The sequence below is a fragment of the Streptomyces seoulensis genome (assembly GCF_022846655.1).
Lineage (GTDB): Bacteria > Actinomycetota > Actinomycetes > Streptomycetales > Streptomycetaceae > Streptomyces.
The window spans coordinates 2726094-2752632 of the sequence record NZ_AP025667.1 but is presented as its reverse complement, the minus strand read 5'-3'; the positions used below and the strand labels follow the sequence as shown (position 1 = coordinate 2752632).

Genomic DNA, 26539 nt, shown 5'->3' with positions numbered 1-26539 from the left:
AGCCGCGCCGGCGTCATCCACGGGGGTGGGGCCTCCCCTACCTGGGTACTGCTCACCCACCATCGCTGAGCTGCGGTTTCCTCCTGTCGCGTACTCACTCTCGGGTGGCGGGGCGGGGGTCGGCGGAGAATATGGGGGCTGGTTCCCCATGTGGGGGGTGCGGGGAACCTGCGACCTTCATCTCGTGACTTCGACCGCCATCCTCCCGACTCCCTGGAGCGCCGGCCTGCCGACCGCCTGGTGGGCCCCGGCGCTGTCCCTCGCGGAACGGCTCGCCGCCCCGGACCTCCCCGCGGCGCAGGCCCGGACCGCCGCCGGTCCCGTGCCGTGGGCGGTCGGCGACGTGACGGGATTCGCCGCACGCCTCGCCCACCTGGGGGTGGACCAGGACACCGCCGCGGCTCTCGCGGCGGAGCCCGCCGAGCGGCTGGCCGCCCGGACCGGGCGCCCCGCCTGGGCCGCGTACGTCGAACAGGCTCTGGCCGACGAGGACTTCACGGACCTGGTCGAGGCCGCCGGTTTCCCGGACTCCGGCACGGCGGCCGAGGGCCCGGACGTGTTCGCCCCGGTCGTGCGGCTGCTCGTCGAGCCGGCCACCGCACGTCTGGACGGCGCGCTGGCGGGACTGCCGACGGCCGAACAGGCGGTGTGGCGGGGCGCGCTGGAGGAGCGGCTGACGCAGCAACTGGTCCGGCAGGCCGCCCGTACCCTGGTGCGTGAACTCGACTCCGCCCGGCGGGCCGGCCGGCTTCCGGGCGCGGGACCCCGCGAACGGTTCGCCTCCTTCGTCGCCACGACCCGGACCCGGCGCGGCCTCACGGAACTCCTCACCGCCTACCCGGTGCTGGCCCGGATGCTGGGGCAGACCGCGCTGGACGCCGCCGACGCCGCGATCGAACTGGTGACACGGTTCCGGTCGGACCGGGACGAGCTGACCGCCGGGCTCCTCGACGGACGCGAGCCGGGCCCGCTGGTCCGGGCCGACCTCGGCCTCGGGGACGCGCACCAGGGCAACCGGTCGGTCGCGATCCTGCGCTTCGCACACGGCGGCCGGCTGGTGTACAAGCCGCGGTCGCTGGAGCAGCACGCGCTCCTGGACGGGCTGGTCGACTGGCTCGGCGGCAAGGTCCCCGGACTGCGGCTGCGCACGCCCCGGACCCTGCGCCGGGACGGGTACGGCTGGCTGGAGTTCGTCGCGCACCGCTGGTGCCGGTCGGTGACCGAGACCGACGCCTTCTACCGCCGCCAGGGCGCCCTGCTGGCGCTGCTGTACGCGGTCGACGGCGCGGACATGCACTACGAGAACGTCATCGCCTGCGGTGACCAGCCGGTGCTGGTGGACGCGGAGACGCTGCTGCACACCGGTCTCCCTCAGGCCATGACCGCCGGCGCCGACCCGGCGGCGGACGCCCTCCAGGCGTCGGTGCACCGCACCTGCCTGCTGCCCCATCTGCTGATCGGGGAGCACGGCGCGCTGGACATCTCGGCACTCGGCCGCTCCACCGACGGCACCTACCCGAGCGAAGGGCTGCGCTGGGAGGACAGCGGCACGGACACCATGCGGGCCGTCCGCGGCGCGGTGGTGAGCCCGGCCGCGCAGAACCACCCGCTGCCCGGCGGCGGCAATCCCCTGGACGGCGCCGACCACCGCGCGGCCCTGCTGGAGGGTTTCCGCGCGGCCTACGCGGCCATCGCCGCGCACGGGGCCGAACTGCGATCCGAGGGCGGCCTGTTGACGTCATGGGCCGACAACCCGGCCCGGTTGATCGCCCGTTCGACCCGGCTGTACGCCACGCTGCTGGAGGAGTCCGCCCATCCCGCCCTGCTCCGCGACGCGCTGGCCCGCGAGAGCGTCTTCGCGGTGCTGTGGACGGAGTCCGAGGACGACGCGGTGCGCCGGCGTCTCGTCGAGCACGAGACGGCGGACCTGTGGCGCGGGGACGTGCCCCTCTTCGTCCACCGGCCGTCCGGTACGGGGGTCCGGACGGCCGGGGGGACCTGGCTGTCCGGCCTGCTGCCGGTCGACGCCCTGACCGCCGTCCGGGAGAAGATCGCCCGGATGGACGAGGTCGGCTGTCACGACCAGGAGTGGATCGTCTCCGCCACCCTCGCGGCACGCGGCGCCGGCTCCCCGGCGGACGGACCCCGGTCCGAACTGGCGGTGTCACCGGTCCCCGCGGTCGTGCCCGAGCCGTCCCGGCTGCTGGCCGCGGCCTGCGGGATCGCCGACGAGATCGCCGCCCGGGCGGTGCGCGCCGAGGGCCGCACCAACTGGCTCGGCATCGAGCGGGTCTCCGGACCGCACTGGGCGGTGCTGCCCATGGGGGCCGGACTCGCACAGGGCTACTGCGGCGTCGCGCTGTTCCTGGCACACCTGGACGCGCTGACCGGGTCGGGACGGTACGCCGACCTCGCCCGGGAGGCCGTACAGCCGCTGCCCGCGCTGCTGAAGGCGCTCGCCGCGGACCCGGAGCTGAGCGCGGCGGCCGGTCCCGGGGCGTACGACGGACTCGGCGGCATCGTGCACGCCCTGGTACGGCTGTCGGCGCTGCTGGACGAGGACCTGCTCGCCTGCCTGCCGGACGGGCTCGCCGCGCTCGGCCACGCCGTGGCGGCCTGCTCCGACCCAGGGCTGGCCGGCGGAGCGGCCGGGGCACTGGCCGCCGCGGTCGCCGTGCACGAGGCGACCGGGGCGCCGGAGGCGCTGCGGCTGGCGGACTCCGTGGCGGACCGCCTGGCCGCCACCGTCGGGGACCGGCCGTCCACCGCGGCGGCCGGCACCGAAACGGCCCCCGGCTTCGCCGACGGCGCGGCCGGGATCGGCTGGGCGCTGCTGCGGTACGCGGCCGTGCGGCCCGAACGCGCCGCCGCGCACACCGTCGTCGCCCACGCTCTGCTGCGCGACGCGCTCCGGGACGCGGTCGCGGCGCCGGCCGACCTGTCCTGGTCCTCCGGCCTCGCCGGGGTGGCGGCCGCCGCCTCCCGGCTGCCCGAAGGCGCTGACGTGGCCGGGGCCCTGCTCGCGGACACCGACGTGTGCCCCGACCTGAGCCTCGGGCACGGCACCCTCGGCACGCTGGAGGCGCTGACCGAGCTCGCCGCGCGGGGCGGCCGGGGCACCGCCGGGACCCCGGCCCACCGCACCGGCCAGGCGCTCGCGCTGGTCGAGGCGCAGGCCCACCGCTGCGCCACCCCGAACCACGTGCCCTCGCCCGGACTGCTGACCGGACTCTCCGGCATCGGCTACGGCCTGCTCCGTCTGGCCCGCCCCGACGCCGTGCCGTCCCTCACGCTCCTGGGGCATCCCGCCCCCTGACCGGCCCACCGACCGCACCACCCCAAAAGACCGATCGACCGCACCACGGCCTTGCTCCACCTCCACCCCGTGCACCTCGCACGGACTTCAGAAGGGGACCACCGTCATGGACCAGAACTTCGCCGCCGCCGACATGACCGCCACCGCCGATGTCGCCGCCGACACCACGGCCGTCGAGCAGGACGCGGCGGGCGGCATCACGCTCAAGGGCCGCAACCGTGCCTGCGCGCGGGCCCGGGTGCTGGCGGGCATGGTGCTGACCAGCGGCTTCGTGATCACGCTCAGCACGATCGACACCTCGGTGTCCGCCCCCAGATGACACCTGCTCGGCTTCTCGACCTCGTGGTGGCGCGGGCCCGCTCGGCGGGACCCGCGCCGCCGCGTCTCCCTAGGAGAACGGTCCGCTTTTCTCGCACCTGCCGCACATCCCGATATTCCGATTATCATCTGCGTTCATGCGTTCCCATGCGCCTTCCTTGGTCGGGCGGGACTCCCAACTGAGCGCGCTCGACAGGGCCTTGTCCGAAGCCCGGCAGGGGCGCGGCGGCGTCGTGTTCCTGGTCGGCGAGGCCGGGGTCGGCAAGTCGCGGCTCGCGGCCGAGGCCGTGGGCGGTGCGCTGGGCGCGGGTATGCGCGTGCTGCGCGGCCGCAGCAGCACCACCGGTCCGGCCGTGCCGTTCAGGCCGCTGACCGAGGCGCTGATGTCCCTGTTCCGCAGTGGCGAGCCCCTCGACGACCTGGTGCTCGGCCCCTACCGGCCGGTCCTCGGGCGGCTGATCCCCGACTGGGACAACGGCGAGCGCGAGAGCAGTTCCATGGTGATCCTGGGCGAGGCGGTGCTGCGCCTGCTCATCGCCGCCGCCCGCGGCCAGGGCAAGCTCCTGCTGCTGGAGGACCTGGACGACGCCGACCCGGAGACGCTGGGCGTCCTGGAGTACCTGATCGACAACCTGGAGTACACGCCGGTCCTGCTGCTGGCCACCGTGCGCACCGACTTCAGCGACGCGCTCGACCTGGCCCAGTCGGCCCGGCGGCGCGGCGCGGCCACACTGCTCGAACTGGCGCCGCTGACCCGCCCCCAGGTCCACGACATGGTCGCCGCCCAGCTCGGCGCCGACTCCCCCGACGAGGTGCCGGCGGAGGTCCTGCTGCGGCTGTGGGAGGACAGTGCCGGCAGCCCGTACCTCGTCGAGGAACTGCTCCAGTCCATGATCGGGGCGGGCACCCTGGTGCAGGGGACGGAGGGCTGGCGCGCGGTCGGCGATCTGCGCAGTGACGTTTCCTCGTCCCTGGCCCGTGGCATCCTGCGCCGTATCGACCGCCTCGGCGCACAGGGCCTGACCCTGCTGTCGGCCGCCGCCGTGCTCGGCAAGAGGTTTCCGCTGACCGTGCTCCAGCGCATGACGGGCATCGACGACCGGGCCCTGCTCAGCCATCTGCACGCGGGCGTGGCCGCCCGTCTGGTGCTGCCCGACGAGCCCGCGCCGGACTGGTACTCCTTCCGGCACTCGCTCACCGTGGAGGCGCTGTTCACCCAGATGACACCGGGTCAGCGGGCCGATCTGGCCCGCCGGGGCGCCGAGGCCGTCGAGGAGCTGCATCCGGAGCTCCCCGGCGACTGGTGCGCGCTGGCGGCCGGTCTGCGCCGTGAGGTCGGGGACCACGCCGCCGCCGGGCGGCTGTTCGCCGAGGCGGGCGGCCGGGCGCTGGCGGCGGGCGCGCTGGGCTCGGCGGTGACGTTGCTCAGCCGGGCCGAGGACCTGCTCGCCTCCGGCAGTGATCCGGCGGCGCGGGCCGAGGTGCTCGAACATCTGCTGCCCGCGCTGGCCGAGTCGGGGGACTTCGCCCGCGCCCTCGACCTGGCCGAGCACCTGCACGCGCTGGACGGCTCGGAGCTGGGCCCGGCCCGGCTGGCCACCCTGCACACCCGGCTGGCCAAGGTCGCCCACACGGCGGGCCGTTGGTCGGACGGCAACCGACAGATCGTCCGCGCCCGCGAGGTACTGGCGGCCGCGCCCGACGAGGCCGTAACCGCGGCGGTCGATGTCACCGCGGCCTATCTGGCGCTGGACACGCCCGGCTCCGACCGTACCCAGCACGCCGAGAAGCTGGCCCGCTCGGCCGCCGACACCGCCGAGCGGTACGGCCTGCCCGTGGTCGCCTGCCAGGCCTGGGAGCTGCTGGCCACGGTGGCCCGTGAGCGGGACCCGGAGGAGTCGGCGGCGATGCTGGAGCGGGCGCTCGCCACGGCCGAGCGGCACCGGCTGCCGTTGCAGCGCATGTACGCGGCCACCCGTACCGGCGGCAACGCCTGGCTCGCCGAGGGCGACACCACGGGCCTGCTCGCGGCCCGCGAGGAGGCCCTGCGGCTGGGCTCGGTCAGCATCGTGCACACCGTGGACGGCATCCTCGTCCTCGACGCGGTGCTGCGCGGCGACTACGACGGCGCCCGGACGGCCGCCGACGGGTGCCTGGCCGTCGTACGCAGGCTGCGGCTGGCCCCGGCCGTGCGCTACGTGCTCACGGCCCAGGCCGCGCTGGCGGCGCACCTCGGTGACCGTGAGGCGATGGAGGCGGCGCTGGCGGCGTTCGCCGAGTGGGACGGATCGGGTTCGCAGGAGGAACCGCTGGGCTTCGGCCTGGCCCGCGCCTTCTGCGCGCTGCTGGAGGAGGACCGGGACCTGGCGCGGGCCGAACTGGGGGCCGTGCTGACGCTGGAGGCGGACAACCCCTCCACCTACCACCTCAGCGGCACCCACGGCCTGGTGCTGCTGCTGGACGTGCTCGCCGGTACCGCGGACCGCGCCCGGCACGAGGAGATCACCGCCACGGCCGTCGCCCGGATGCGCTGGAACCGCCAGTTCGTCCTGCTCGCCGACGCCGTCCTGCTCGGCCGGGAGGGCGAGGCCGACCGGGCGGCGGACCGGGTCGAGGCGGCCCTGTCGGTGGCGGAGCCGTACCCGATGGCCAGGCACCTCGGGCTGCGGCTGGTCGCCGACGCGGCGCACCAGGACGGCTGGGGAGACCCGGTGGCCTGGCTGCGCAGCGCGGAGCACTACTTCCACGAGCGGGACACCGCGGCCGTGGCCAACGCGTGCCGGGCCGGACTGCGCCGGCTCGGCGCTCCCGTGCACCAGCACCGCAGCGGCACCAGCGGCATCCCCGAGCAACTGCGCACGCAGGGGGTGACGGTAAGGGAGTTCGAGGTGTTCCGGCTGCTCGCGGAGCGGCTCAGCAACAAGGACATCGCCGACCGCCTGTTCATCTCGCCGCGTACTGCGGAGAAGCACGTCGCGAGCCTGATGACCAAGACCGGGTCGGCCAACCGCGCGGACCTGTGCGCGCGGTCGGCCGCCCTGCGGACGGCGTAGCCGCCTCGTCCCCGTGTCAGCGCATCTCCCGCACCGCGCGGGAGGCGAGCACCGCCGCCGCGGTCACGGCGAGGACGGCGGCCACCGTGGCGAACAGCGCGAAGGTGCTGGTGCGGGCGAGGGCGCCGCAGACGACGAGTGAGAGCGGCGCGGCGGCGTAGCCGAGGACCATGTCCACGGAGACGACCCGGCTGAGCACGTCCGAGGGGATGTTGCGCTGGATCCAGCTCAGCCCGAACACGCCCTGGAAGCCGATGGCGAAGCCCATCGCGAGGACCGTAGCCACCACCGCCGGGGTGCTGTGGACCAGCCCGAGGACGGCCATCCCCGCGCCGAGCCACCCGGCGAGAGCGGCCACCAGCAGCCCCACCCGGGGCCGCCCGCCGAGCGCGCCGCCGGCCAGGGTGCCGAGCATCGCGCCGCCGGCCAGGGAGCCGTTGAGCACGCCCAGGGTGGCCGAGCCGCCGCGCAGCACCTGGTCGGCGAGGGTGGCGAAGCCGACGGTGAAGGGCCCGGCGTAACAGAAGTTGACGGCGGTGTCGAGCGCGACGACGGTGCGCAGCCGGGGGTCGCGCCAGGTGAAGGCCACGCCTTCGCGGATGCGGGCGCCGAGCGAGGGGGCGGCTTCGGCGGCGGGCCTGGCGCCGGCCGGGGCGGCCGCCCGTGGTGCGCGGGGCCGGGTGCGGATGCCGAGCACGCACAGGCCGCACAGGACGAAGCAGACGGCGTCGACGAGGAAGGCGACCGGTGCCTCGGTGACGGCGATGACCATGCCGCCGACGGCCGGGCCGAGGACCGCGGCGGTCCGGGTGCCCGCGCCGAGCAGGGCGTTGGCCGGGGTGAGCAGGTCCTCGTCCACCACCGAGGGCAGGATCGACATGCGGGCGGGCTGGAAGAAGGCGTCCACGGCGCCGAAGGCGGCGGCGGCCGCGCAGAGCATCCACACCGTCAGATGTCCGGTGAGACCGACCAGTCCCACCGCGGCCATGAGTCCGGCCCGCGTCCAGCTGGAGGCGATCATCAGGGTGCGCGTGGACCAGGAGTCGCTGAGGGTGCCGCCCACCAGGGTCAGCAGGGCGCGGGGCACCGCCTGGAAGGCGAGGACGTAGCCGAGGGTGAGGGTGGAGCCGGTCAGGCCGAGGGTGATCCAGGAGAACGCGACGACGCTGAAGCCGTCGCCGAGCAGGGACAACGACTGTCCGAGCCAGAGGAGTCGGAAGGGGCGGTGCCGGGCGGGCGCCCACAGCCGCGGTCCGGCGCCGGTGAGGGTGGTGGCCATGGTGGAGCCTTTCAGGGTCGGTGCCGCGCGGCGCCCGGTGGGTGACCGGGTGCCGCGCGGCGTCAGGTCGTCGGCCGGTCCGGTCAGTAGCGGACGGGCAGGGCGGTGAGGGCGCGGTTGAGCAGGGAGGGCTGCCAGGTGAGCCGGCCGGGCTCGTCGAGGGTGAGGTCCGGGTGGTCGCGGACCAGGGTGCCCACGGCGGCCACGGCGACCAGCCGGGCGAGGGCGGCGCCGATGCAGAAGTGGGCGCCGAAGCCGAAGCCGAGGTGGGTGGCGCCGGTGCGACGGAGGTCGAACCGGCCGGGGTCGGGGAAGCGGGCCGGGTCGCGGTTGGCGGCCGCGGTCACCAGGAAGATCCGGTCCCCGGCGCGCACGGTGTGCCCGTCCAGGTCGAGGTCGCGGGCGGCGGTGCGGATGGACATCTTCGACGGTCCGTCCAGGCGCAGCGTCTCCTCGACGGCCGCCCGCACCAGCTCCGGGTCCTCGCGGACCTCGTCCAGCCGGCCCTCGGTGTGCAGGGCCACGACGGTGTTGGCGATGAGGTTGCTCGTGGTCTCCCCGCCGGCGAACGCCATCTGGGTGAGCATCCCGACGAACTCCTCCTCGGTGACGGAGTCCCCCACCCTGCCTTCCCGCAGCACCTGGCTGATCAGGTCGTCGGCGGGTTCGGCCCGGCGCCGGGCCACCAGGTCGGCGAGGTAGTCCTCCAGGCTCACCAGCGCCTGGAGCGAGGCGCGGTACTCGCTCTCCTCCTGCGCGGTGCCGAGGACGAGGTCGGCGACGCGGGCGTTCCAGTACCAGAACGCGGGGGCGTCGGTGCGGGGGACGCCGAGCCAGCGGGCGAAGACCAGCGCGGGCAGCGGCCGGGCGAGGTCGGCCATCAGGTCTCCGGCGCGGCCGGGGGCGGCCCGGCGGGCGAGGACGTTCGCGGTGGCCTTCTCGGTGAAGACGCGGTAGCGGGTCACCGCCCTCGCGGCGAACGACTCCTGGAAGACCTGGCGCAGTCTGCGGTGCTGGGGCGGGTCGTTGAAGACCATCCAGCGGGACAGGATGGCGAAGGCCCGCTCGGCGTCCTCGCGGGCGCCCTGCGGTACGGCGTCCATCAGGGGCCGGACCCGGTCGGCGGAGACCGCGGGGTCGCGCAGGCACCGCATGACCTGGTCGTAGCCCGTGACGAGCCAGGCGTGGTGCAGCGGGCTCCAGTGCACCGGCGCGTGTGCGCGCAGCGCGTCGAGGTGGCCGTAGGGTTCGGCGACCAGGTCCGGGGAGAGCAGGTAGCGCTCGGCGAAGGCCGGGGCGGTGGTGAGGATGGTCATCGCGTGGTCTCCGTCCCGATGCCGGCGACCAGTGCGGCGATGCCGGCCACTCGCGGCTCGGCCATCATCGACATGTGGTCGCCGTCGCTGATGTGCAGGGTCAGGCCGTCCCCGGCCACTTCGCGCCAGCGTGCGACGTAGGTCTCGTAGTCCACGTCGAGGCCGGGCATGGTCCGGCCGCGCGGCAGTCCGGCGGCCTCGCTGCCCACCACCAGGTGGAGGTGGCCGGGGAAGGGGCGGACCTCGTAGTCGGCGAGGGCCGCGAGCAGCGAGTGCCAGACCTCGATCGGGGCGCCCTCGACGAGCGCGGCCTCGGCGGGGCTCATGCCGGCCCCGAGCAGGGTGGCGGTGAGTTCGGCGGTGAGCCGGTCGCGGTGTGCGGAGGGCGGCAGCTCGCGCAGCCGGTCCCGCAGGCGCAGGGCCTCGCGCAGGTCCTTGGTGACACCGCTCAGGCGGGCGCGGGCGGCGGGGTTGGGCAGGTAGGGCTCGATCAGGACCAGCGGCGAGACGCGGTGGCCCGAGCGGTGGAGCTGGGTGGCCATCTCCAGCGCGATGTTGGCGCCCATGGACCAGCCCAGCAGCGCGTGCGGCCCCGTGCCGTCCCGGTCGGTCATCTCGGCGACGTAGTTGGCGGCGATGCCGGTCACCGTGCTCGGGTCCACGCCGCCGAGCAGGCCGCGTGCCTGGAAGGCGTGCACGGGGCGGCCCGGCGGCAGGGCGCGGGCCAGCGGTACGAACCAGGCGGCGCTGCCGCCGGTGGGGTGCACGCACCACAGCGGTTCACCCTCGCCCTCGCGCAGCCGGACCTCGGAGGTGACGGCGGCGGGCACCCCGTCTCCCGCGGTGCGGGTGGCGTGCTCGGCGAGCCGGGCGATCGTCGGATGCTCGATCAGGTCGCCGACCGACACGGTCAGTCCGCGCGCGGCGGCCATCAGGGAGACGCGCACGGTGGACAGGGAGCTGCCGCCGATGCGGAAGAAGTCGTCGTGGACGCCGATCCGGGCCAGGCCCAGCACCTCGCGCCACACCTCCGCGAGCACCTTCTCGGCCGGCGTGGCCGGGGCGGCGTACGCGGTGTCGCCGCTGTCGGACTCGGCCGGGGGCAGCGGCAGCGCCCGCTTGTCGATCTTGCCACTGCGGTTGACGGGCATCTCGTCCAGGACGACGAACCGGGCGGGCACCATGTACGGCGGCAGGAAGGAGCGCAGGGCGTGCCGCAGGTCCTCGGCGCCCGGCTTGCCGGGACCTCCTACGACGAGGTAGGCGACGAGGGCCGGTTCACCGGGCAGGTCCGTGCGGTGCAGGACCACCGCCTGGCGCACTTCGGGCAGCTTGCGCAACGCGTGCTCGATCTCGCCGAGTTCGATGCGGAAGCCGCGCAGTTTCACCTGGCTGTCGCGGCGGCCCAGCCACACCACCGAGCCGTCGGGCCGGTGGGTGCCGAGGTCGCCGGTGCGGCACAGGCGGTCGCCGGGGGCACCGTAGGGGTCGGGCACGTAGGTGGCGGCGGTCAGCGCGGGGCGGCCCAGGTAGCCGCGGCCGACGGCGTCGCCGCCGAGGTGGATCTCGCCGGGCACCCCCGCCGGGACGGGCTGGAGGTCCTCGTCCAGGACGTGGACACGGGTGTTGCGCATCGGGGTGCCGATGGGCGGGCGCCCCTGGCCGGGCCGCAGTTCGGCGGCGACGGACCACACGGAGGTCTCGGTGAGGCCGTAGACGTTGTGGAAGCGGCGGCCGCGTGCCCAGACGTCGGCGAGTTCGGCCGGGCACGCCTCGCCGGCGACCTGGAGCACGCGCAGCCCGGGGAAGTCGTCCTCGCCGAGCACGGCGAGGGCGCTGGGCGGCAGCATGGCGCAGGTGACGTGGGCCTCGCGCAGGGTGCGGGCCAGGTCGGGGCCGGGACGCAGCGCTTCCTTCGGCGCGGTCACCAGGCGGCCGCCGTTGGCGAGGGACCAGGTGAGTTCCAGGATCGAGGCGTCGAAGCCGAAGGAGGCGAACTGCAGCACCCGGTCGGCCGCGGTGGGGCGGACCAGGTCGCGCTGGCCTTCGAGCATGTTGGACAGGCCGCGGTGCGGGATGGCGACGCCCTTGGGGGTGCCGGTGGAGCCGGAGGTGTAGATGATGTAGGCGAGGGTGTCGGCGCAGGGCCGGGCACCTGGGGTGTCGGTCGTCTCGTCCGGCGCCGGGGGCGCGTCCTCGTCGAGGAGCAGCACCGGGCCGTCGAAGGGCACGGCCCCGGTGAGGGCCCGCTGGGTGAGCAGCACGCTCATGCCACTGTCCTCGGCCATGAACGCCAGCCGGTCGGTGGGGTGTTGCGGGTCGAGCGGGAGGAAGGCGCCGCCCGAGCGGAGTACCGCGACGGCGGCGCACACCAGGTCGGGACCTCGGTCCGCGCAGATGCCGACCACCGTCTCGGGCCCCACCCCGAGCCGGCGCAGCCGCCGCGCCAGCGTCTCGGCTGCCTCCTGGAGTCCGGCGTAGGTCAGCCGTAGCGCGCCGTGCTCGACGGCGACCGCGTCGGGGGTGCGGGCCGCGTGGCCGGCGATGTGCTCGTGGAACAGCAGCGGGGACGCGGGGGTCAGCGGGCCCCGGCCCCAGACGTCCAGGGCGGTGGCGCGGGCGGCGCCGGTGAGCGCGGGGCGCGTCACGCGGCCGTCCGGGTCGGCGGTCATCGCCTCCATCTGGGCGCACATCACGTCGGCCAGTTGCTCAGCGGTGGCGGGGGCGACGAACTCCGGGTCGGCGTCGAGGGTGAAGGCGTTGACGCTCGCGTTCACCAGCAGCGGGAACATGGTCCGGGCGATCTCCAGGGAGTCGTCCCAGGACTCGTGCGAGAGCCGGTGGAAGTTGACGTAGTTGAAGACCGCGTCCGTCAGGCTCGGTTCCGTGGGCCGCAGCCGGGCGATGTGGACGAGCGGGACCCTGCGGTGCGGCAGCATCTCCTGCTCGGCCGTGAACACATCCCGCAGGTAGGCGAGCCAGCTTCCGCGCGGGCGGGCCACGCCGAAGGGGACGGTGTTGAGGAAGAGTCCGCGCATCCGGTCGGCGTCCGGCAGTTCGGGCCGGCCGTTGGTGACCAGGCCGATGCCGTGGCCGAGGGCGGTGTCGTCGGCCTGTGCGAACAGGCCCATGGTGTGGTGGAACGCCGTGAGCAGCACGGTACGGCGCGGAACCCCGGCCTTCTTGGCCAGCCTGCCGATGCGCTCGGCGAGGTGGGCGTAGGAGCGCCGCACCTCGTGCACCGGCGGCTGTCCGGCCTCCGGTGCGGCCGGGAGCCGGTCGAGGCGGACGGGGCGCAGGTCGGCCAGGCGTCCGCGCCAGTACTCCCGTGACTCCTCGCTGCCGGTCGCGGCCCGCTCCAGGGCGACGTACTCGGCGAAGGCGGGTGCGCTCGGCGGGCGGGGCACCGCTCGGTGGGCGACCGTCTCGCGGTGCAGGGCGAGCAGGTCGGCGACGAGGGAGGTGAGGCTCCAGCCGTCCAGGACGACATGGCAGTCGGTGAGGACGAGCCGCAGTTCGTGGTCGGAGACGTGGTGGAGGTGGATGCGGACCAGGGGGGCCGCGGCGAGGTCGAAGCGGCGCTCGAACTCCTCGTCCACGAACCGGGCGAGCCTCGCCCGCTGTTCCTCGCGGGGCAGTGCGCGCAGGTCGGTGTAGCCGACGGGGAGGCGGGCGGCGCGGTGGACGAGCTGGAGGGGCTCGCGGTAGGAGACGAGGTCGACGGAGGTGCGCAGGATGGGCTGGCCCGCGACCACCGCGTCCACCGCCGCCTGGAACGCCTCGCGGTCGAAGCCCTCGGGGACGCTGATCTTGAGGTCGGTGACGTTGTGGTAGGCGCCGCGCCGGGGGTCGGCGAGCATCTCGTGCAGCATGCCCGCCTGCAGCATGGTCAGCGGATAGGCGTCGGCGAGCCCGTCGGGCAGGCGCTCCCGGTCCGCCGGGTCGAGCTGCGAGAACGGGTCCACGGGGGCGGGCGCGTCCACGGCGTCGGTGGCGAGGGCGGCCAGGTCGGCGAGGGTACGGGCCCGGAAGACGTCGGCGACGGTGAGGCCGAGCCCGGCCTGCCGGGCGAGGCCCACCAGGCGCAGGGCGAGGATGGAGTCGCCGCCCAGGTCGAAGAAGTTGTCGGTGCGGCTGACGTGCTCGGCGGCCAGCACCTGGGTCCACACGCCGGCCAGGGCCTCCTCCTTCGTCCCCTCGGGCGGCACATGGGCGCCGTGTCCGGCCATGGCGGGGGCGACGTCGGTCAGGGCGGCGCGGTCCACCTTGCCGTTGGCGGTCAGCGGCAGGCGCTCATGGCGGACGAACAGGGCCGGGACCATGTAGTCGGGCAGGGTCAGGCGCAGTCCCTCGCGCAGCGCGGGCGGGTCCAGCGGGCGTCCCTCGGGAGTGACCACGTGGGCGACCAGACGGGCCACGCCCTCGCCGTCCTTGCGGGCGACGACGGCCACGTCCGCGACGCCGGGCAGGGTCCGCAGGGCGGTCTCGATCTCGCCCGGCTCGATGCGGTGGCCCCGGATCTTCACCTGGTGGTCGGCGCGTCCGACGTACCCCAACTGGCCGTCGGCGAGGACGCGTACGAGGTCACCGGTGCGGTACATGCGGGTGCCGTCCCCGGTGAACGGGTCGTCGAGGAAGCGTTCCGCGGTCAGCTCCGGGCGGTTGCGGTAGCCGCGGGCCACGCCGCCGCCGGACACGTACAGTTCGCCCGTGCTGCCGGGCGGGACCAGCCGGCCCCGGGCGTCGAGGACGTAGCCGTGCTGGCCGGACAGCGGGCGCCCGACGGGCGAACGGACCGTTCCCGTCACGTCGGCCTCGGTGATCGTGCGGATGGTGACGTGCACGGTGGTCTCGGTGATGCCGTACATGTTGACCAGGGCGGGGCGGCGGCCGGGCGCGGTGAACCAGTCGCGGTAGTCCCGGACGTCGAAGGCGTCGCCGCCGAAGACCACGGTGCGCAGCGCGAGGTCCGCGAAGTCCGCCCCCGCGTCCGCGAGATGAGCACGCAGGCCCTTGAACGCGGCGGGGGTCTGGTTGAGGACGGTGACCCCCTCCGCGCGCAGCACCCGGTGTACGGCGGCGGGGTCGCGCACCTCGTCGGAGCCGAGCACGACGACCCGGCCGCCGCTGGTGAGCGGGGCCCACAGTTCCCACACCGAGAAGTCGAAGGCGGGCGAGTGCATCAGCGTCCACACGTCGGCCGGCCCGAAGTCGAAGTGCCGGTCGGCGGCCCCGAGCAGCCAGGCCAGGTTGCCGTGGGTGATCTCGACGCCCTTGGGACGGCCGGTGGAGCCGGAGGTGTAGATGACGTAGGCGAGATCGTCGGCGGACGGCCGGAGGTCACCGGCGGCCGGGGCTTCGGTCCGGATGGGCGGGGTGTCGGCGGCGGGGTCCAGCGGGACCGGCCGGACGGGCAGGCCGTCCACCGCCTCCCGCGTGGTCGCGTCGGTGACGACCCACTCGATGCCGGAGTCCGCGACGGTGAACTCGCGCCGCGCCCTGGGGTGGGTGGGGTCGAGCGGCAGGTAAGCGGCACCGGCGCGCCAGACGGCGAGCAGGGCGACGGCCAGGTGGGGTGTGCGGTCCAGACAGACGCCGACGAGGGAGCCGGGGGTGACGCCGTGGGCGCGCAGCCGGGCGGCCAGTTCCGAGGCGCGGGTGTCGAGTTCGGCGTAGGTGAGGGAGTGCCGGGAGCCGGTGACGGCCACCGCGTGCGGGGTGCGGGCGATGTGCCCGGCGAGCCTGTCGGGCGCGGTGCGCGGGGCGGGGCCGGGCAGGGGGGCGGTGTTGGCCGGACCGTCGGGGCCGAGCAGGTGGGCGCGTTCGGCGGGGGTGAGCGGGTCGATCGAGCCGAGCGGGGTGTCGGGGTGGGTGTGGAACGCCTCCAGCAGCGCCACCGTGTGCCGGGCGAGGGCGGCGACCGACGCCTCCTCGAACAGGTCGGGCCGGTAGACGAGGACCAGGTCGGTCCGGCCGGCGCCGTCGCGCAGGTCCAGGGTGAGGTCGAACTTGGCGGTGGTGAGGTCGATCCGGTAGGGCGTGCCGTCCGCGCCGCCGAGGGCGAAGCACGCGGGAGCGGCGTCGGTGTGCGTGAACAGGACCTGGGCGAGCGGGTTGCGGGCGAGGTCGCGCTCCGGGTGGAGGGCGTCGACGACCTTCTCGAACGGCAGCGACTGGTGGGAGAAGGCTTCCAGCACGCGTTCGCGGGTGCGCTCCAGCAGCGCCGCCGGAGTCGGGTCGTCGGACAGGTCCCCGCGCAGCACGAGGGTGTTGACGAAGAAGCCGACGAGTTGTTCCGTCTCGGCCCGCTCCCGGTTGGCGACCACGGTGGCGACGGGGATGTCGTGCTGCCCGCTGTGGAAGGCCAGCGCGGCCTGGAAGGCGGCCAGGACCGTCATGTACGGGGTCGTGCCGTACCGGGCGCCCAGCTCGCCGAGTCGGTCGGTGAGCGTGGCGGACAGGGTGACGGTGTGGGCCGCGCCCCGCCCGCTCGGGGCGTCGGGGCGGGGGTGGTCGGTCGGCAGGTCGAGCGGGGTGAGGCCGGCCAGCCTGGAGCGCCAGTGGTCCAGGGCGGCGGACTGGTCCGAGGCCCGCTGCCAGATCGCGTAGTCGGTGTAGTCGACGGGCAGTTCGGGCAGCACCGGGGTGCGGCCCCCGGTCCTGGCGCGGTACAGCTCGCCCAGGTCGCGGACGATCAGGCCGAGGGACCAGCCGTCGGAGACGATGTGGTGCATGGCGAGGACCAGGACGTGGTCGTCGTCGGCGGCGCGTACGAGGGTGGCGCGGAAGGCGGGTTCACGGGCGAGGTCGAAGGGGCGCAGGGCGGCGGCCTGGACGGCGGCCGCGACACGCCGCTCACGGTCGGCGCCGGCGGGTCCGGCGGCCTCCACCACGTCCAGTACCGCGCTGTCGGCGGGCAGCACGCGCTGGTACGGGACACCCTCGTACTCGGGGAAGACCACCCGCAACTGCTCGTGACGGGCGGCCAGGCCGGTCACGGCGGACCGCAGCGCCACGAGGTCCAGGGGGCCGGTGAACCGCCAGGCGGCGGGGAGCAGATAGGTGGCCGCTCCGGGGTCGAGCCGGTCCAGGAAGTACAGGCGCTGCTGGGCGGCCGACAGCGGGATCCGGTCCGGCAGCGGCCGGTTCCGGGCCGGGCCGTCGTCCCGGGCGGCGGCGAGGCCGCGCAGCCGCTGCTCCAGCAGACGCCGGGCCGCCGGTGACAGGTCGCCGCCCGGGGCGAGGGGGCCGGGACGCACGTCCGAGGTGGTCATGAGGGCACTCCGTTCTCACAGGGTGAAGCAGAAGCGGGGAAGGGCGGCGGGCCGGCGTCCGGTGAGGCTCACGGGCACGCCGGGGCGACCGGTGCGGCAGGGTCAGTGGTCGGCCGTGAGGGAGAGGTCGATCTCGTCGTCGCTCATCTGCGAGATCAGCTCCAGCAGCCGGCGCTCCACCTCGGCGGCGAGCCGTTCCACGGTGGGGTGTTCGAAGAGGTCGCGGACCTGGAGCGGGCAGTCGAAGGCGGTCCGCAGGCGGGAGACGACGGACACCGCGCGCAGGGAGTGCCCGCCGAGGACGAAGAAGTCGTCGTGGACGCCGACGCGGGGCAGGTCGAGCACCTCGCACCAGATCTGCGCGACGACGGTCTGGGCCGGAGTGCTCGGCGCGACGAAGTCCTGGGGTGCGGGTGCGACCGGGTCGGGCAGGGCCGCGGTGTCCAGTTTGCCCTGCACGGTCAGCGGCAGGGTGTCGAGGAGGACGAAGGCCGAGGGGACGAGGTAGTGCGGCAGGTGGGCCCGGCAGTGCGTCTGCAGGGACTCCTCGGCCAGTCCCCCGCCCGCGGCGTAGCCGACCAGGGCCGGTTCGCCGTGCAGGGCGCGGACGACGACGGCCGCGGCCCGCACGCCCGGGTGACGGCGCAGCACCGCCTCGGCCTCCCCCGGCTCGACCCGGAACCCGCGGATCTTGACCTGGTCGTCGTTGCGGCCGAGGAACTCCAGCTCCCCCGAGGGCAGCCGCCGTACGACGTCACCGGTCCGGTAGAGCCGGGCGCCGGGGGCGCCGAACGGATCGGGCACGAAGCGCTCGGCCGTCAGGGCGGGCCTTCCCAGGTAACCGCGTGCCAGCTCGGGTCCGCCGAGCAGGAGTTCGCCGGGGACCCCGTCCGGCACCGGCTCGCCCAGGGTGTCCACCACGTGGGCCCGCCTGCTGCCCAGGGCGCGTCCGATGGGCACCCGGCCCTCCGGCACCCGCTCGACGCGGTGGGCGGTGGCGGAGACGACCGCCTCGGTCGGGCCGTAGGTGTTGACCACGGGGACGCCGGGCAGCCGGGCGAACCAGCTCGCCAGGGGGTCGGCGGGCAGCGCCTCTCCCCCGGTCACCAGCAGCCGCAGCGAGGCCAGCCGGGGCGCGAGGGCGTCCAGGCGGGCGACGACCTCGGCCCAGTAGGACGGGGTGAGCTCCATGACGGTCACCCGCTCGGCGGCGACGCGAGCGACGAGTTCCTCGGGGGCCCAGATCTCGTCCGGGCGGACGATCACCGTCGCCCCGGTGCTCAGCGCGGGCAGCATCTGCTCCAGGGAGGCGTCGAACGAGGTGGAGGCGAAGGTCAGCACCCGGTCCTCGGAGGTGAGCGCGAACTCCTGCCGGGCGGCGGCCACATGGGCGTCCAGGGCGTGGTGCTCGACGCCCACGGCCTTGGGCCGGCCGGTGGAGCCCGAGGTGAAGATGACGTAGGCGAGGTCGCCGGGTGCGGGTGTGTGGCGGGGGCCGTCGGGGGTCGGCCGCACGTGCTCCACGCCGACCGCCGTCACGCCGAGACCGGCGGTCCTGCCGCGGGTGCCCGCGTCGGTCACGACGTGTGCCACGCCCGCCTCGCGCAGCATGTACTCCAGCCTTTCGGCGGGGAGTTGGGCGTCGAGCGGTACGTAGACGCCGCCCGCGCGCCACACGGCGAGCATCGCGGCCACCGACCAGACCCCCCGGCCCACGCACACGCCCACCGCGCTGCCGGGGACCACCCCGGCGGCGGCCAGTTCTGCGGCCAGGCCGCCGGTCAGGGCGTCCAGCCGGGCGTAGTCGAGGGAGTGCCCCTCGCACACCACGGCCCTGGCGTCGGGGTCTCCCGCGACCCGGAACCTCGGCGCGGGCGCGGCGTCCCGTCCCGCGGCCGCCACCAGGTGCTCCCGTTCGCTTCCGGAGAGCAGCGGCACCTCGTCCACCGGTGTGCCGGGGGCGGCGAGGGCGGCCTCCAGCACCCGGCCGACGTGCCGGGCGAACCGGGTGGCGGTGGCCGGGTCGAAGAGGTCGGCGGCGTACTCGACGTTGAGGGCGAACCGGCCGGGCCGGACCAGGAAGGTCGCGGTCAGGTCGAACTTCGCCGACCCCCACGGCAGCGTGAATCCGGCGGCGTCCAGGCCGGGCAGTCCGGAGCCGTCCGTGGTGGCGTCCTGGACGTCCACCATCACCTGGAACAACGGGTTGCGGGACAGGTCGCGTTCGGGGCGCAGCCGTTCCACCACGCGCTCGAAGGGCACCTCCTGGTGGTCGAAGGCGCCGAGGACCACGTCCCGCACCCGCTCGACGAGGGCGGCGAAACCGGGGCGCCCCGAGAGGTCGGTGCGCAGGACGACGGTGTTCACGAAGAAGCCGACCAGGGGCTCCAGTTCGAGCCGGTCGCGGCCGGCGACGGGTGTGCCGACGGACACGTCGGTCTGTCCGGACCAGCGGGCGAGGACGGCCTGGGCGGCGGCCAGCAGCACCATGAAGCGGGTCGCGCCGTGTGCGCGGGCGTAGGCGTCCACGCGGTGGGCGAGGTCCTCGGGCAGGTCCACCTCGACGGCGCCGCCCCGCCCGGTGAACACCGACGGCCGCGGCCGGTCGGTGGGCAGCTCCAGGGCGGGTGCCCCGGCCAGGGTCTGCTGCCAGTAGGAGAGTTGGGGCTCCAGGGCCCCGCTGTCGGCACGGTCGCGCTGCCAGACGGCGAAGTCCCCGTACTGCACGGGCAGCGGTGGGAGCTGGGCCCGCTCCCCCGACAGCCGGGCCCAGTAGTGCCGGGCGAGCTCGTCGAGCAGGACGCCCTTGGACCAGCCGTCGGTGACGGCGTGGTGCAGGGCGAGGACCACGACATGGTCGTCGCCCGCCAGTTCCCAGACCCCGGCCCGCAGCAGCGGTGGCCGGTCGAGGTCGAACCGGCGCGTGGCCAGGGCGACGGCCTGCCGCCGTACGGCCTCCAGGCGGGCCGGCTCGTCCGGCGCGCCGGGCACCCGCTCCCAGTGCAGGGGCACCGGTCGGGGATCGCGGACCTGCTGCACGGGACGTCCGTCGGACTCCGTGAGGGCCGTGCGCAGCACCTCGTGCCGTTCGACCAGGTCGTCCAGGGCCTGCTGCCAGGCGGTGCGGTCCAGGCCGCCGCTCACCCGCCAGCAGTACCAGAGCAGGTAGGAGTCGCCGCGGTCGGAGGTGCGGTCCAGGAACCACAGGCGTTCCTGGGCGAAGGACAGCGGCAGCGGGCGGTCCCGGTCCACGGGGGTCACCTCGGTGGCGCCGGACGCGCGAGCGGCGGCGACGCGCGGGGCGAAGCCGCGCACGGTGGGGTTCTCGAAGACGGTGCGCAGTTCGATCTCGCGGTCGAGACGCTGGGCGATCCGGGAGACGGCCATGGTGGCGAGCAGGGAGTGGCCGCCGAGGTCGAAGAAGCTGTCGTCGATGCCGACGCGCTCCACGCCCAGGACGTCGGCCCACACCTCGGCGACGATCCGCTCGGTCTCGTCGCGGGGAGCCGCGTAGGCGCCGTCGGCTCCGGAGCGGACCTGGTCCGGGTCGGGCAGCGCGGACGGGTCGAGCTTGCCCGACACGGCCACGGGCAGGGCGTCCAGGAGGACGAACTCGGAGGGCACGGCGTAGTGCGGCAGGAAGCGGGCGCACCAGGCGCGCAGCGCGGCACGGTCGACGGCCGGCGGGGTGGTGGCCTCGGCAGGGTCGTGGCCGGCCGCGCCGGGGTCGTCGGCGGTCCCGTCGCCGGGTGCGGCCGGTACGACGTAGCCGATCAGGCTGCGTCCGGTGGCGCGGTCGGGGCGGGCGGCGGCCGCGGCGACCAGCGGGCAGGCCCGCAACACCGCCTCCACCTCGCCGAGTTCGATACGGAAGCCGCGGATCTTGACCTGGTCGTCGCGGCGGCCGAGGAACTCCAGCTCGCCTCCGGGCTGCCAGCGCACGAAGTCGCCGGTGCGGTACAGGCGGCTGCCGGGCGGCCCGTACGGGTCGGGCACGAAGCGCTCGGCCGTCAGGGCGGGGCGGCGCAGGTAGCCCCGGGCCACCTCGGTCCCGCCGACGAGGAGTTCGCCGCCGACGCCCACCGGGACGGGGGTGTCGTCGGCGTCGACCACGTACACCCGGCGGTCGCCGAGGGGGCGGCCGATGGGCACGCTGCCGGAGGGGGCGTCGCGGACGTCGTGGGTCGTCGCGGTGACGGTGGTCTCGGTGGGCCCGTAGGCGTTGCACACACGGGCCCACGGGACAGCGGCACGCCAGGTGGCGAGGGTGTCGGCGGGGACCGCCTCGCCGCCCAGGACCAGCAGCCGTAGGGAGGTGAGGGCGGCGGCCAGCCGCCGGTCCAGCGAGAGGGTGAGTTCGGCCCAGTAGGTCGGGGGCACGTTGACCACGGTCAGGGCGTGCCGCTGGACGACCTCGGGGACCTGGGTGGGCAGCCACGGTTCGTCCGGGCGCATGACCACGGTGGCACCGCAGGTGAGGGCGGGCAGCAGTTGGTCGAGCGAGGCGTCGAAGGCGAACGAGGCGAAGGCCAGCACCCGGTCGGCCGCGGTGATGCCGAGGCGCTCGCGGGCGGCGGCGACGTGCGAGGCGAGGGCCGCGTGTTCGACTCCGACCGCCTTGGGCCGGCCGGTGGAACCGGAGGTGAAGATGACGTGGGCCAGCTCGCGCGGGTCCGGACGGTGCCGGGGGCCGTCCGCGGCCGGGGCCACCCGTTCGATGTCGAGGACGACCGGTGCGAGCCCCTCGGCCGTCCGCGCGGTCGCCGGGTCGGCCACGACACAGGCGAGCTGGGCCTCTTCGGCCATGAACCGCAGCCGTTCCAGCGGGAGTTCGGGGTCGAGGGGGACGTAGGCGCCGCCTGCCCGCCACACGCCCTCGATCGCCGCGGCCGACCACAGGCCACGGCGCAGCAGCACGCCCACCGGGCTGCCGGGGCCGACCCCGGCGGCCCGCAGCGCGGCGGCGAGTCCCCCGGTCATGGCGTCCAGCTCGGCGTAGGTGGCCGCCAAGTCACCGCAGATCAGTGCGGTGGCGTCGGGGCTCCCGCGGAACGCGACCGGGGGCGGCGCGGCGGTGGGCCGGTCGGGGGCGTGGTGCCACTCGGCGCGCGGGGCGGCGGGTGCGCCCGTTCCCGCGGGCAGGGCGCGGCACAGGTCCTGCACGGGCGTCTCGGTGTCGGCCAGGACCGCACGCAGCAGCAGCACGTAGGCGCGGGCGAAGGCCCGCATGGTGGCGGCGTCGTAGAGGGCGGTGGCGTACTGCAGGATGGCGGCGACGCTGCCGTCGGCACGCAGGGTCAGGTCGAGGAAGACGTCCAGCGGGGTCCCGGTGAGCGGGGGCTCCACCAGCTCCACCTCGAGGCCGGGCATCCGGACCGGCCGGATCGGGCTGTTGAGCAGGGTGAACGACGCCTGCGCCAGCGGATGCCGGGACAGGTCCCGCCTGCCGCCGACCGCGCCGACCACGTGGTCGAAGGGCACCTCGGCGTGCGAGAGGTCGGTCAGGACGCGGCCCCGCACCCGGTCGAGCAGGGCACCGAAACCCGGCCTGCCGGACAGGTCCGAGCGCAGGACGACCGTATTGACGAGCGGCCCGATGAGGGCGGAGGCACCGCGCTGGGCACGGTCGGCCAGCGTGCTGCACACCGCGACGTCCGTGCGGCCCGACCAGTGCCCCAGGAGCGCCTGGTAGGCCGTGAGCAGCAGCATGTACCGGGTGGCGCGGCGGGAGCGGGCCACGGTGTCCACGGCCGCGACGAGGTCGGCGGGCAGGTCGAAGCGGACGACGCCGCCCGAGCCGTCCCAGACGGCGGGGCGCGGCCGGTCGGTGGGCAGGTCGAGCGGTTCGAGCCCGGACAGGCGGTCGCGCCAGTGCCCGAGCAGCCGCTCCAGCCGCGCACCGGACAGGCGCTCGGCCTGGGCGCGGGCGAGGTCGGCGTAGCGCGTGGCGGGCGGGGCGACGGTCTCGCCACGGTATCCGGCGGCGAGTTCGTCCAGCAGCACGCCCCACGACCAGCCGTCCACCGCGATGTGGTGGATCTCGATCAGCAGCAGGTGCTCGTCCGGCGCAAGGCGCGCGAGCGTGGCCCGGACCGGGTGCTCGGCGGACAGGTCCACCGGACGGCCCAGGTGCGAGGCGAAGAGGTCCTCCGCGCTGTCCGCCTCGGTCCGCCGCAGGAGGAGGCCCGTGGGGGCGTCCACCCGGGGCACGGGCTCGCCGTCCACGGCGGTGAACCGGGTACGCAGCACCTCGTGCCGGGCCACGATCCCGGCGAGCGACCGCTCCAGCCGGTCCACGTCCAGGTCCCCGCGCAGCCTCAGAACCAGCGGAAGCATCGACCCGGAGGAACCGCCGGCCAACTGCTCCAGGAACCACAGCCGGCGCTGCGCGAAGGATGCCGTGAGGGTGTCGCCGTCCATCGGTGCCCTGTCGGGGGCCGGGCCTGCTGTCACTGTGAGCCTCCAAGCCGTGTTTTCCAGCAGCCTGCCGCCGCCGGACCGGCCCCCATAGGGAAGAAGACGCAGCACCGCGCGCAGACCCGGCCTGCCGGGACGTCCTTCACACGGCTGAGCGGCTTCCGCCGCGCCGGTGCGACTGGCCGTGCGGCCCCAACCCGGTTGCCCCATATGGGTGTTGTTGCCGTTGTTGCGCCTGCCGTCCACTACGATCAAGCCCGAGCGGGGTAGCGCCGGTGAGGCTGCTGACCGCGGTGCCGAGACGGGGGTTGCGCGGTGGCGGCGGTGGACGTGGTGCGGGAGTCGGCGCGGGCCGGGCGCGTGGTGCTCTTCGAGGAGTCGGCACGCGACGGCGCGCAGGCCAAGACGTTGATGAGTGCCGCCTTCCGGGTCCGGCTGGCCCGGGAGCAGGGGGCCGTGTTCGGCGCCGACGGGCCGCGGCACGTGGTGTTCGCGGCGGGTTTCCCGTCGGTGTGCGCGCAGGAGTTCGAGGCGACGCGTCAGGTCGCCCTGGAGGCACAGGGCTCGGTGAGTCCGGCGGCGATCTGCCGGGGCACGGTGCGGGACGTGCGCTTGGCGCTGGGCGCGGTTCGGGGCGCGGCGCACGCGCGGGTGATGGTCATCGTGGCGGCGTCGGAGGCGACGGCCCACGCCCTGGTGCACACCGGGGCCCGTGAGGCACTGGCCGGTGGTCTGGACGTGGTCAAGGAGGCGGTGGGCCTGGCGGACGGCGTCGCGGTCGACGTGTGCCTGGTGGACGCGCCGCGCGCGGACCACGCCCTGGTGGCCGAGTACGCGGGGGCGATGACGGCCCAGGGCGCGGGGACGATCGTGCTGGCCGACACGGTGGGGGATCTGCTGCCCGGAGGGACCCGGACACTGTTCGAGCAGGTCGCGGCCGGAGCGGGGCCGGAGGCGGTGCTGGTCTCGCACCTGCACAACGACCTCGGCCTGGGGCTGGCCAACACCCTGTCGGCGATGGAGGCCGGGGTGCGCGTGGCCGCCTGCTCCTGGCTGGGCATGGCCGAGCGCAGCGGCATGGTGGCCACCGAGCAGTTGCTCTTCCTGCTGGCCCACGACCCGGCCAAGGCGGCACAGGTGCTGGGGCCCGGCCGCGACCCGTGGTGGACGGCGCCGGACCTGACCCGGCTGCCGGGGATCGCGCGGATGGTGTCCGCCGAGACCGGCGTACCGCTCACCGTCACCACACCTGTCGTGGGCACCGGGGTCGCCACGATCTCCACGGGCACCCCCTTCACCCACCCGCGGACCTTCCAGCCCTACGACCCGCAGCACCACCTGGGCGTGGCCCCGACCGTGATCCTGACCCACCTGGCCAGCGGGCGCGTACTGCGCGCGGTCGCCGAGCGCCTCGGGCACGACCTGGACCCCGCCCAGACCCGCACCGCCCTGGCCTGGGTCAAGGACCGCGCCTACCGGCTCAACCAGGCAGTCGTCCCCGACGCCGACTTCGCCGCCTACCTCGACGGCCTCACCGCGACCGCTTCCTGAACGGAGACCTCATGCCGGCCACCGCCGCGCTCGACACCGGCAGGGCCGCCGACGCCTTGACCACGGGGCGGGCCGCCGTCCTGCCCAACCCCAGCCCGCTGACCTACGTCGTCGCCGCCACCGACCCACAGGCCGTCAACCGCGCCAAGGGCAGGCCAACCGGTCAGGAGGTCGCCCTGTGGGTCCATGGCGACGCGACCTGGACGAGCCTCGCTCCCGCGCTCGACCTGACACCGGCGGCCCTCGACACGGCGCTGGACCTGCTGCGCGTCGAACTGCTCACCCTGCTGGTGCCCGTACGCGCCGACGCCCCGCCACCGGACTGGGCGACCCCCGCCCTGCGCGACGGCCACCTCCTCCTCTTCGGTGCCCACTGGCAGCCCCTGGCCCCGCTGCTGGCGCGCTTCCCGCTCCTGTACGTCAGCAGCGCCAACCGCACCGGACACACCCCGGCACCCACCGCCACCCGCGCCGCGGCCATGTTCGGCCCCGGCGTCCCCGTCACCGACGCCGACCACCTGCGCAGCGCCGGCACCCCCCACGCCGCCACCACCATGCTGCGCATCGCACCCGACGGAAGCCTGACCCATGTCCGTCACGGAGCACAGGACCACGCGCACGGACCTGACCCCAGCCGCTACCTGGAACACCTGGAGCGGACGCCGCTGGACGGGTGAGACGACGCCCGCTCTTGGCTCCTGGTGCGCACCTTCCGAGGTGGCGGGTCGTTGGCGCGGTGTCCGTGTCGGTCTCCCGAGTCCGGAGCCCCCGTGTCCGCTCCCGCTGTCCCATCGCCGCCCGCCGAGCTGCTGGCCGGCCGGGTACAGGATCCGTACCCCTACTTCGCGTGGCTGCGCCGGCACGCGCCCGCCCATGCGGAACGCCGGCCCGGCCGGCCCACCGTGTGGCAGATCTCCCGGTACGCGGACGTCCGTGCCCTGCTGAGCGACCGTCGGCTGAGCAAGGACCCCGGCCGGGTCCCCGGTTACGTTCCGGGGCCGGCCGGGCTGAACCGGCATCTGGTCCACGCCGACCCCCCGGACCACACCCGTCTGCGGACCCTGGTGAACACCGCGTTCGTCCCCCGCCGCATCGCGCGGCTGGAGCCGTTCATCGCGGACACCGCCAACCGGCTGCTGGACCGGATCGAGCACCACAGCCAGGTGGACGTGATCGCCGACTTCGCGGCGCCGCTGACCTTCCGGATGATCTGCCTGATCCTCGGCGTCCCCGCGGAACTGGACACCCCGGCGACCCGCGAGACCCTCATGAACACCATCGCGCCGACCACCGGGCTGGACCGGGCCCGGGCGGAACACGACCTGCACACCCTGCTGGACACCCTGATCGCCGCCAAACGCACCGGGGGCGAGCGCAGCGAGGTGGACCTGCTGGGCGCTCTGGTCCGGGCCGGTGACGTCAGCGGGGCGATGAGTCAGGAGGAACTGCGTTCCACCGCCTACCTCCTGCTGCTGGTGGGACACGACACCACCATGAACCTCATCGGGAACGGCGTGCTGTCCCTGCTCCGCAACCCCGGCCAGGCCGCCCGCCTCACCGGGCCCAGGACCGGCCCGGCCCTGGTCGCCCGCGCGGTCGAGGAACTGCTGCGCTACGACGCCCCGGTGCGCGACGCGACCTTCCGGTGCGCCGCGGAACCGGTGAGCCTGCACGGACAGCGGATCGGCCGGGGCGACATCGTCAGCCTCCTCATCGGCTCCGCCAACCGGGATGACGCCCACTTCCCCGACGCCGACCGGCTCGACCTGACCCGCACGGCCAACGACCACCTCGCCTTCGGCCACGGACCCCACTTCTGCATCGGCGCCGCCCTGGCCCGCCTCGAAGGCACCGTCGCCCTGCCCCTGCTGCTCCACCGGCTGGGCCCGGTGGCACTGGCCAAACCGGCCGACGAACTCATCTGGCGTCCGGCGCGGGTGATGCGCGGCCTGACTGCACTGCCCGTCGTACGGATCTGAGCCCGCGCGGTCCGTGTCCGCCGGACCGTCACCGGG

10 protein-coding genes are annotated in these 26539 nt (G+C 75.1%); 6 read left to right on the top strand and 4 right to left on the bottom strand.

The window, feature by feature from the left end; all coding sequences use genetic code 11:
• The first annotated feature begins 184 nt into the window (after positions 1 to 184).
• The 3 genes from HEK131_RS12745 to HEK131_RS12735 all read left to right on the top strand — a co-directional run bounded on the left by HEK131_RS12745 (position 185) and on the right by HEK131_RS12735 (position 6687).
• A complete protein-coding gene (locus HEK131_RS12745) occupies positions 185 to 3316 on the top strand; it encodes a type 2 lanthipeptide synthetase LanM family protein (RefSeq protein ID WP_244335054.1) in 3132 nt (1043 codons plus the stop codon).
• A gap of 106 nt (positions 3317 to 3422) precedes the next feature.
• Entirely contained in the window at positions 3423 to 3635 is a 213-nt protein-coding gene (locus tag HEK131_RS12740; protein WP_217464005.1) for a hypothetical protein, read from the top strand.
• A gap of 136 nt (positions 3636 to 3771) precedes the next feature.
• A complete protein-coding gene (locus HEK131_RS12735) occupies positions 3772 to 6687 on the top strand; it encodes a helix-turn-helix transcriptional regulator (RefSeq protein WP_244335052.1) in 2916 nt (971 codons plus the stop codon).
• A 16-nt stretch (positions 6688 to 6703) separates the two neighbouring features.
• Here HEK131_RS12735 and HEK131_RS12730 read toward each other — a convergent pair whose 3' ends face one another.
• The 4 genes from HEK131_RS12730 to HEK131_RS12715 form a co-directional block, all read right to left on the bottom strand.
• Positions 6704 to 7966: an MFS transporter gene (locus HEK131_RS12730; RefSeq protein ID WP_244335050.1), complete on the bottom strand. Its 1263-nt coding sequence runs from the start codon at positions 7964 to 7966 to the stop codon at positions 6704 to 6706.
• A gap of 83 nt (positions 7967 to 8049) precedes the next feature.
• On the bottom strand, positions 8050 to 9282 hold the full coding sequence (locus HEK131_RS12725; protein ID WP_217464002.1) for a cytochrome P450: 1233 nt from the start codon (positions 9280 to 9282) through the stop codon (positions 8050 to 8052).
• Entirely contained in the window at positions 9279 to 16556 is a 7278-nt protein-coding gene (locus HEK131_RS12720) for a non-ribosomal peptide synthetase (protein WP_244335048.1), read from the bottom strand. The genes HEK131_RS12725 and HEK131_RS12720 overlap by 4 nt, the downstream gene beginning before the upstream one ends.
• Positions 16557 to 16658: 102 nt before the next feature.
• Positions 16659 to 23009: a non-ribosomal peptide synthetase gene (locus tag HEK131_RS12715; protein ID WP_244335046.1), complete on the bottom strand. Its 6351-nt coding sequence runs from the start codon at positions 23007 to 23009 to the stop codon at positions 16659 to 16661.
• 279 nt (positions 23010 to 23288) lie between these two features.
• On the opposite strand from HEK131_RS12715, the gene HEK131_RS12710 reads away from it, so the two are divergent.
• From HEK131_RS12710 to HEK131_RS12700, 3 genes are all read left to right on the top strand, one after another.
• Positions 23289 to 24524: a 2-isopropylmalate synthase gene (locus HEK131_RS12710; protein ID WP_244335044.1), complete on the top strand. Its 1236-nt coding sequence runs from the start codon at positions 23289 to 23291 to the stop codon at positions 24522 to 24524.
• A gap of 11 nt (positions 24525 to 24535) precedes the next feature.
• Positions 24536 to 25201 carry a hypothetical protein gene (locus HEK131_RS12705; protein ID WP_244335042.1) on the top strand — a complete coding sequence of 222 codons (666 nt, stop codon included), beginning with the start codon at positions 24536 to 24538 and terminating at the stop codon, positions 25199 to 25201.
• Positions 25202 to 25294: 93 nt separating this feature from the next.
• Positions 25295 to 26503: a cytochrome P450 family protein gene (locus HEK131_RS12700; RefSeq protein WP_244335041.1), complete on the top strand. Its 1209-nt coding sequence runs from the start codon at positions 25295 to 25297 to the stop codon at positions 26501 to 26503.
• Positions 26504 to 26539: the final 36 nt, after the last annotated feature.

Coding starts and splice junctions, on each gene's coding strand:
- HEK131_RS12705 (WP_244335042.1), top strand. CDS start 24,536: ATGCCGGCCACCGCCGCGCTCGACACCGGCAGGGCCGCCGACGCCTTG.
- HEK131_RS12720 (WP_244335048.1), bottom strand. CDS start 16,556: ATGACCACCTCGGACGTGCGTCCCGGCCCCCTCGCCCCGGGCGGCGAC.
- HEK131_RS12735 (WP_244335052.1), top strand. CDS start 3,772: ATGCGTTCCCATGCGCCTTCCTTGGTCGGGCGGGACTCCCAACTGAGC.
- HEK131_RS12725 (WP_217464002.1), bottom strand. CDS start 9,282: ATGACCATCCTCACCACCGCCCCGGCCTTCGCCGAGCGCTACCTGCTC.
- HEK131_RS12730 (WP_244335050.1), bottom strand. CDS start 7,966: ATGGCCACCACCCTCACCGGCGCCGGACCGCGGCTGTGGGCGCCCGCC.
- HEK131_RS12740 (WP_217464005.1), top strand. CDS start 3,423: ATGGACCAGAACTTCGCCGCCGCCGACATGACCGCCACCGCCGATGTC.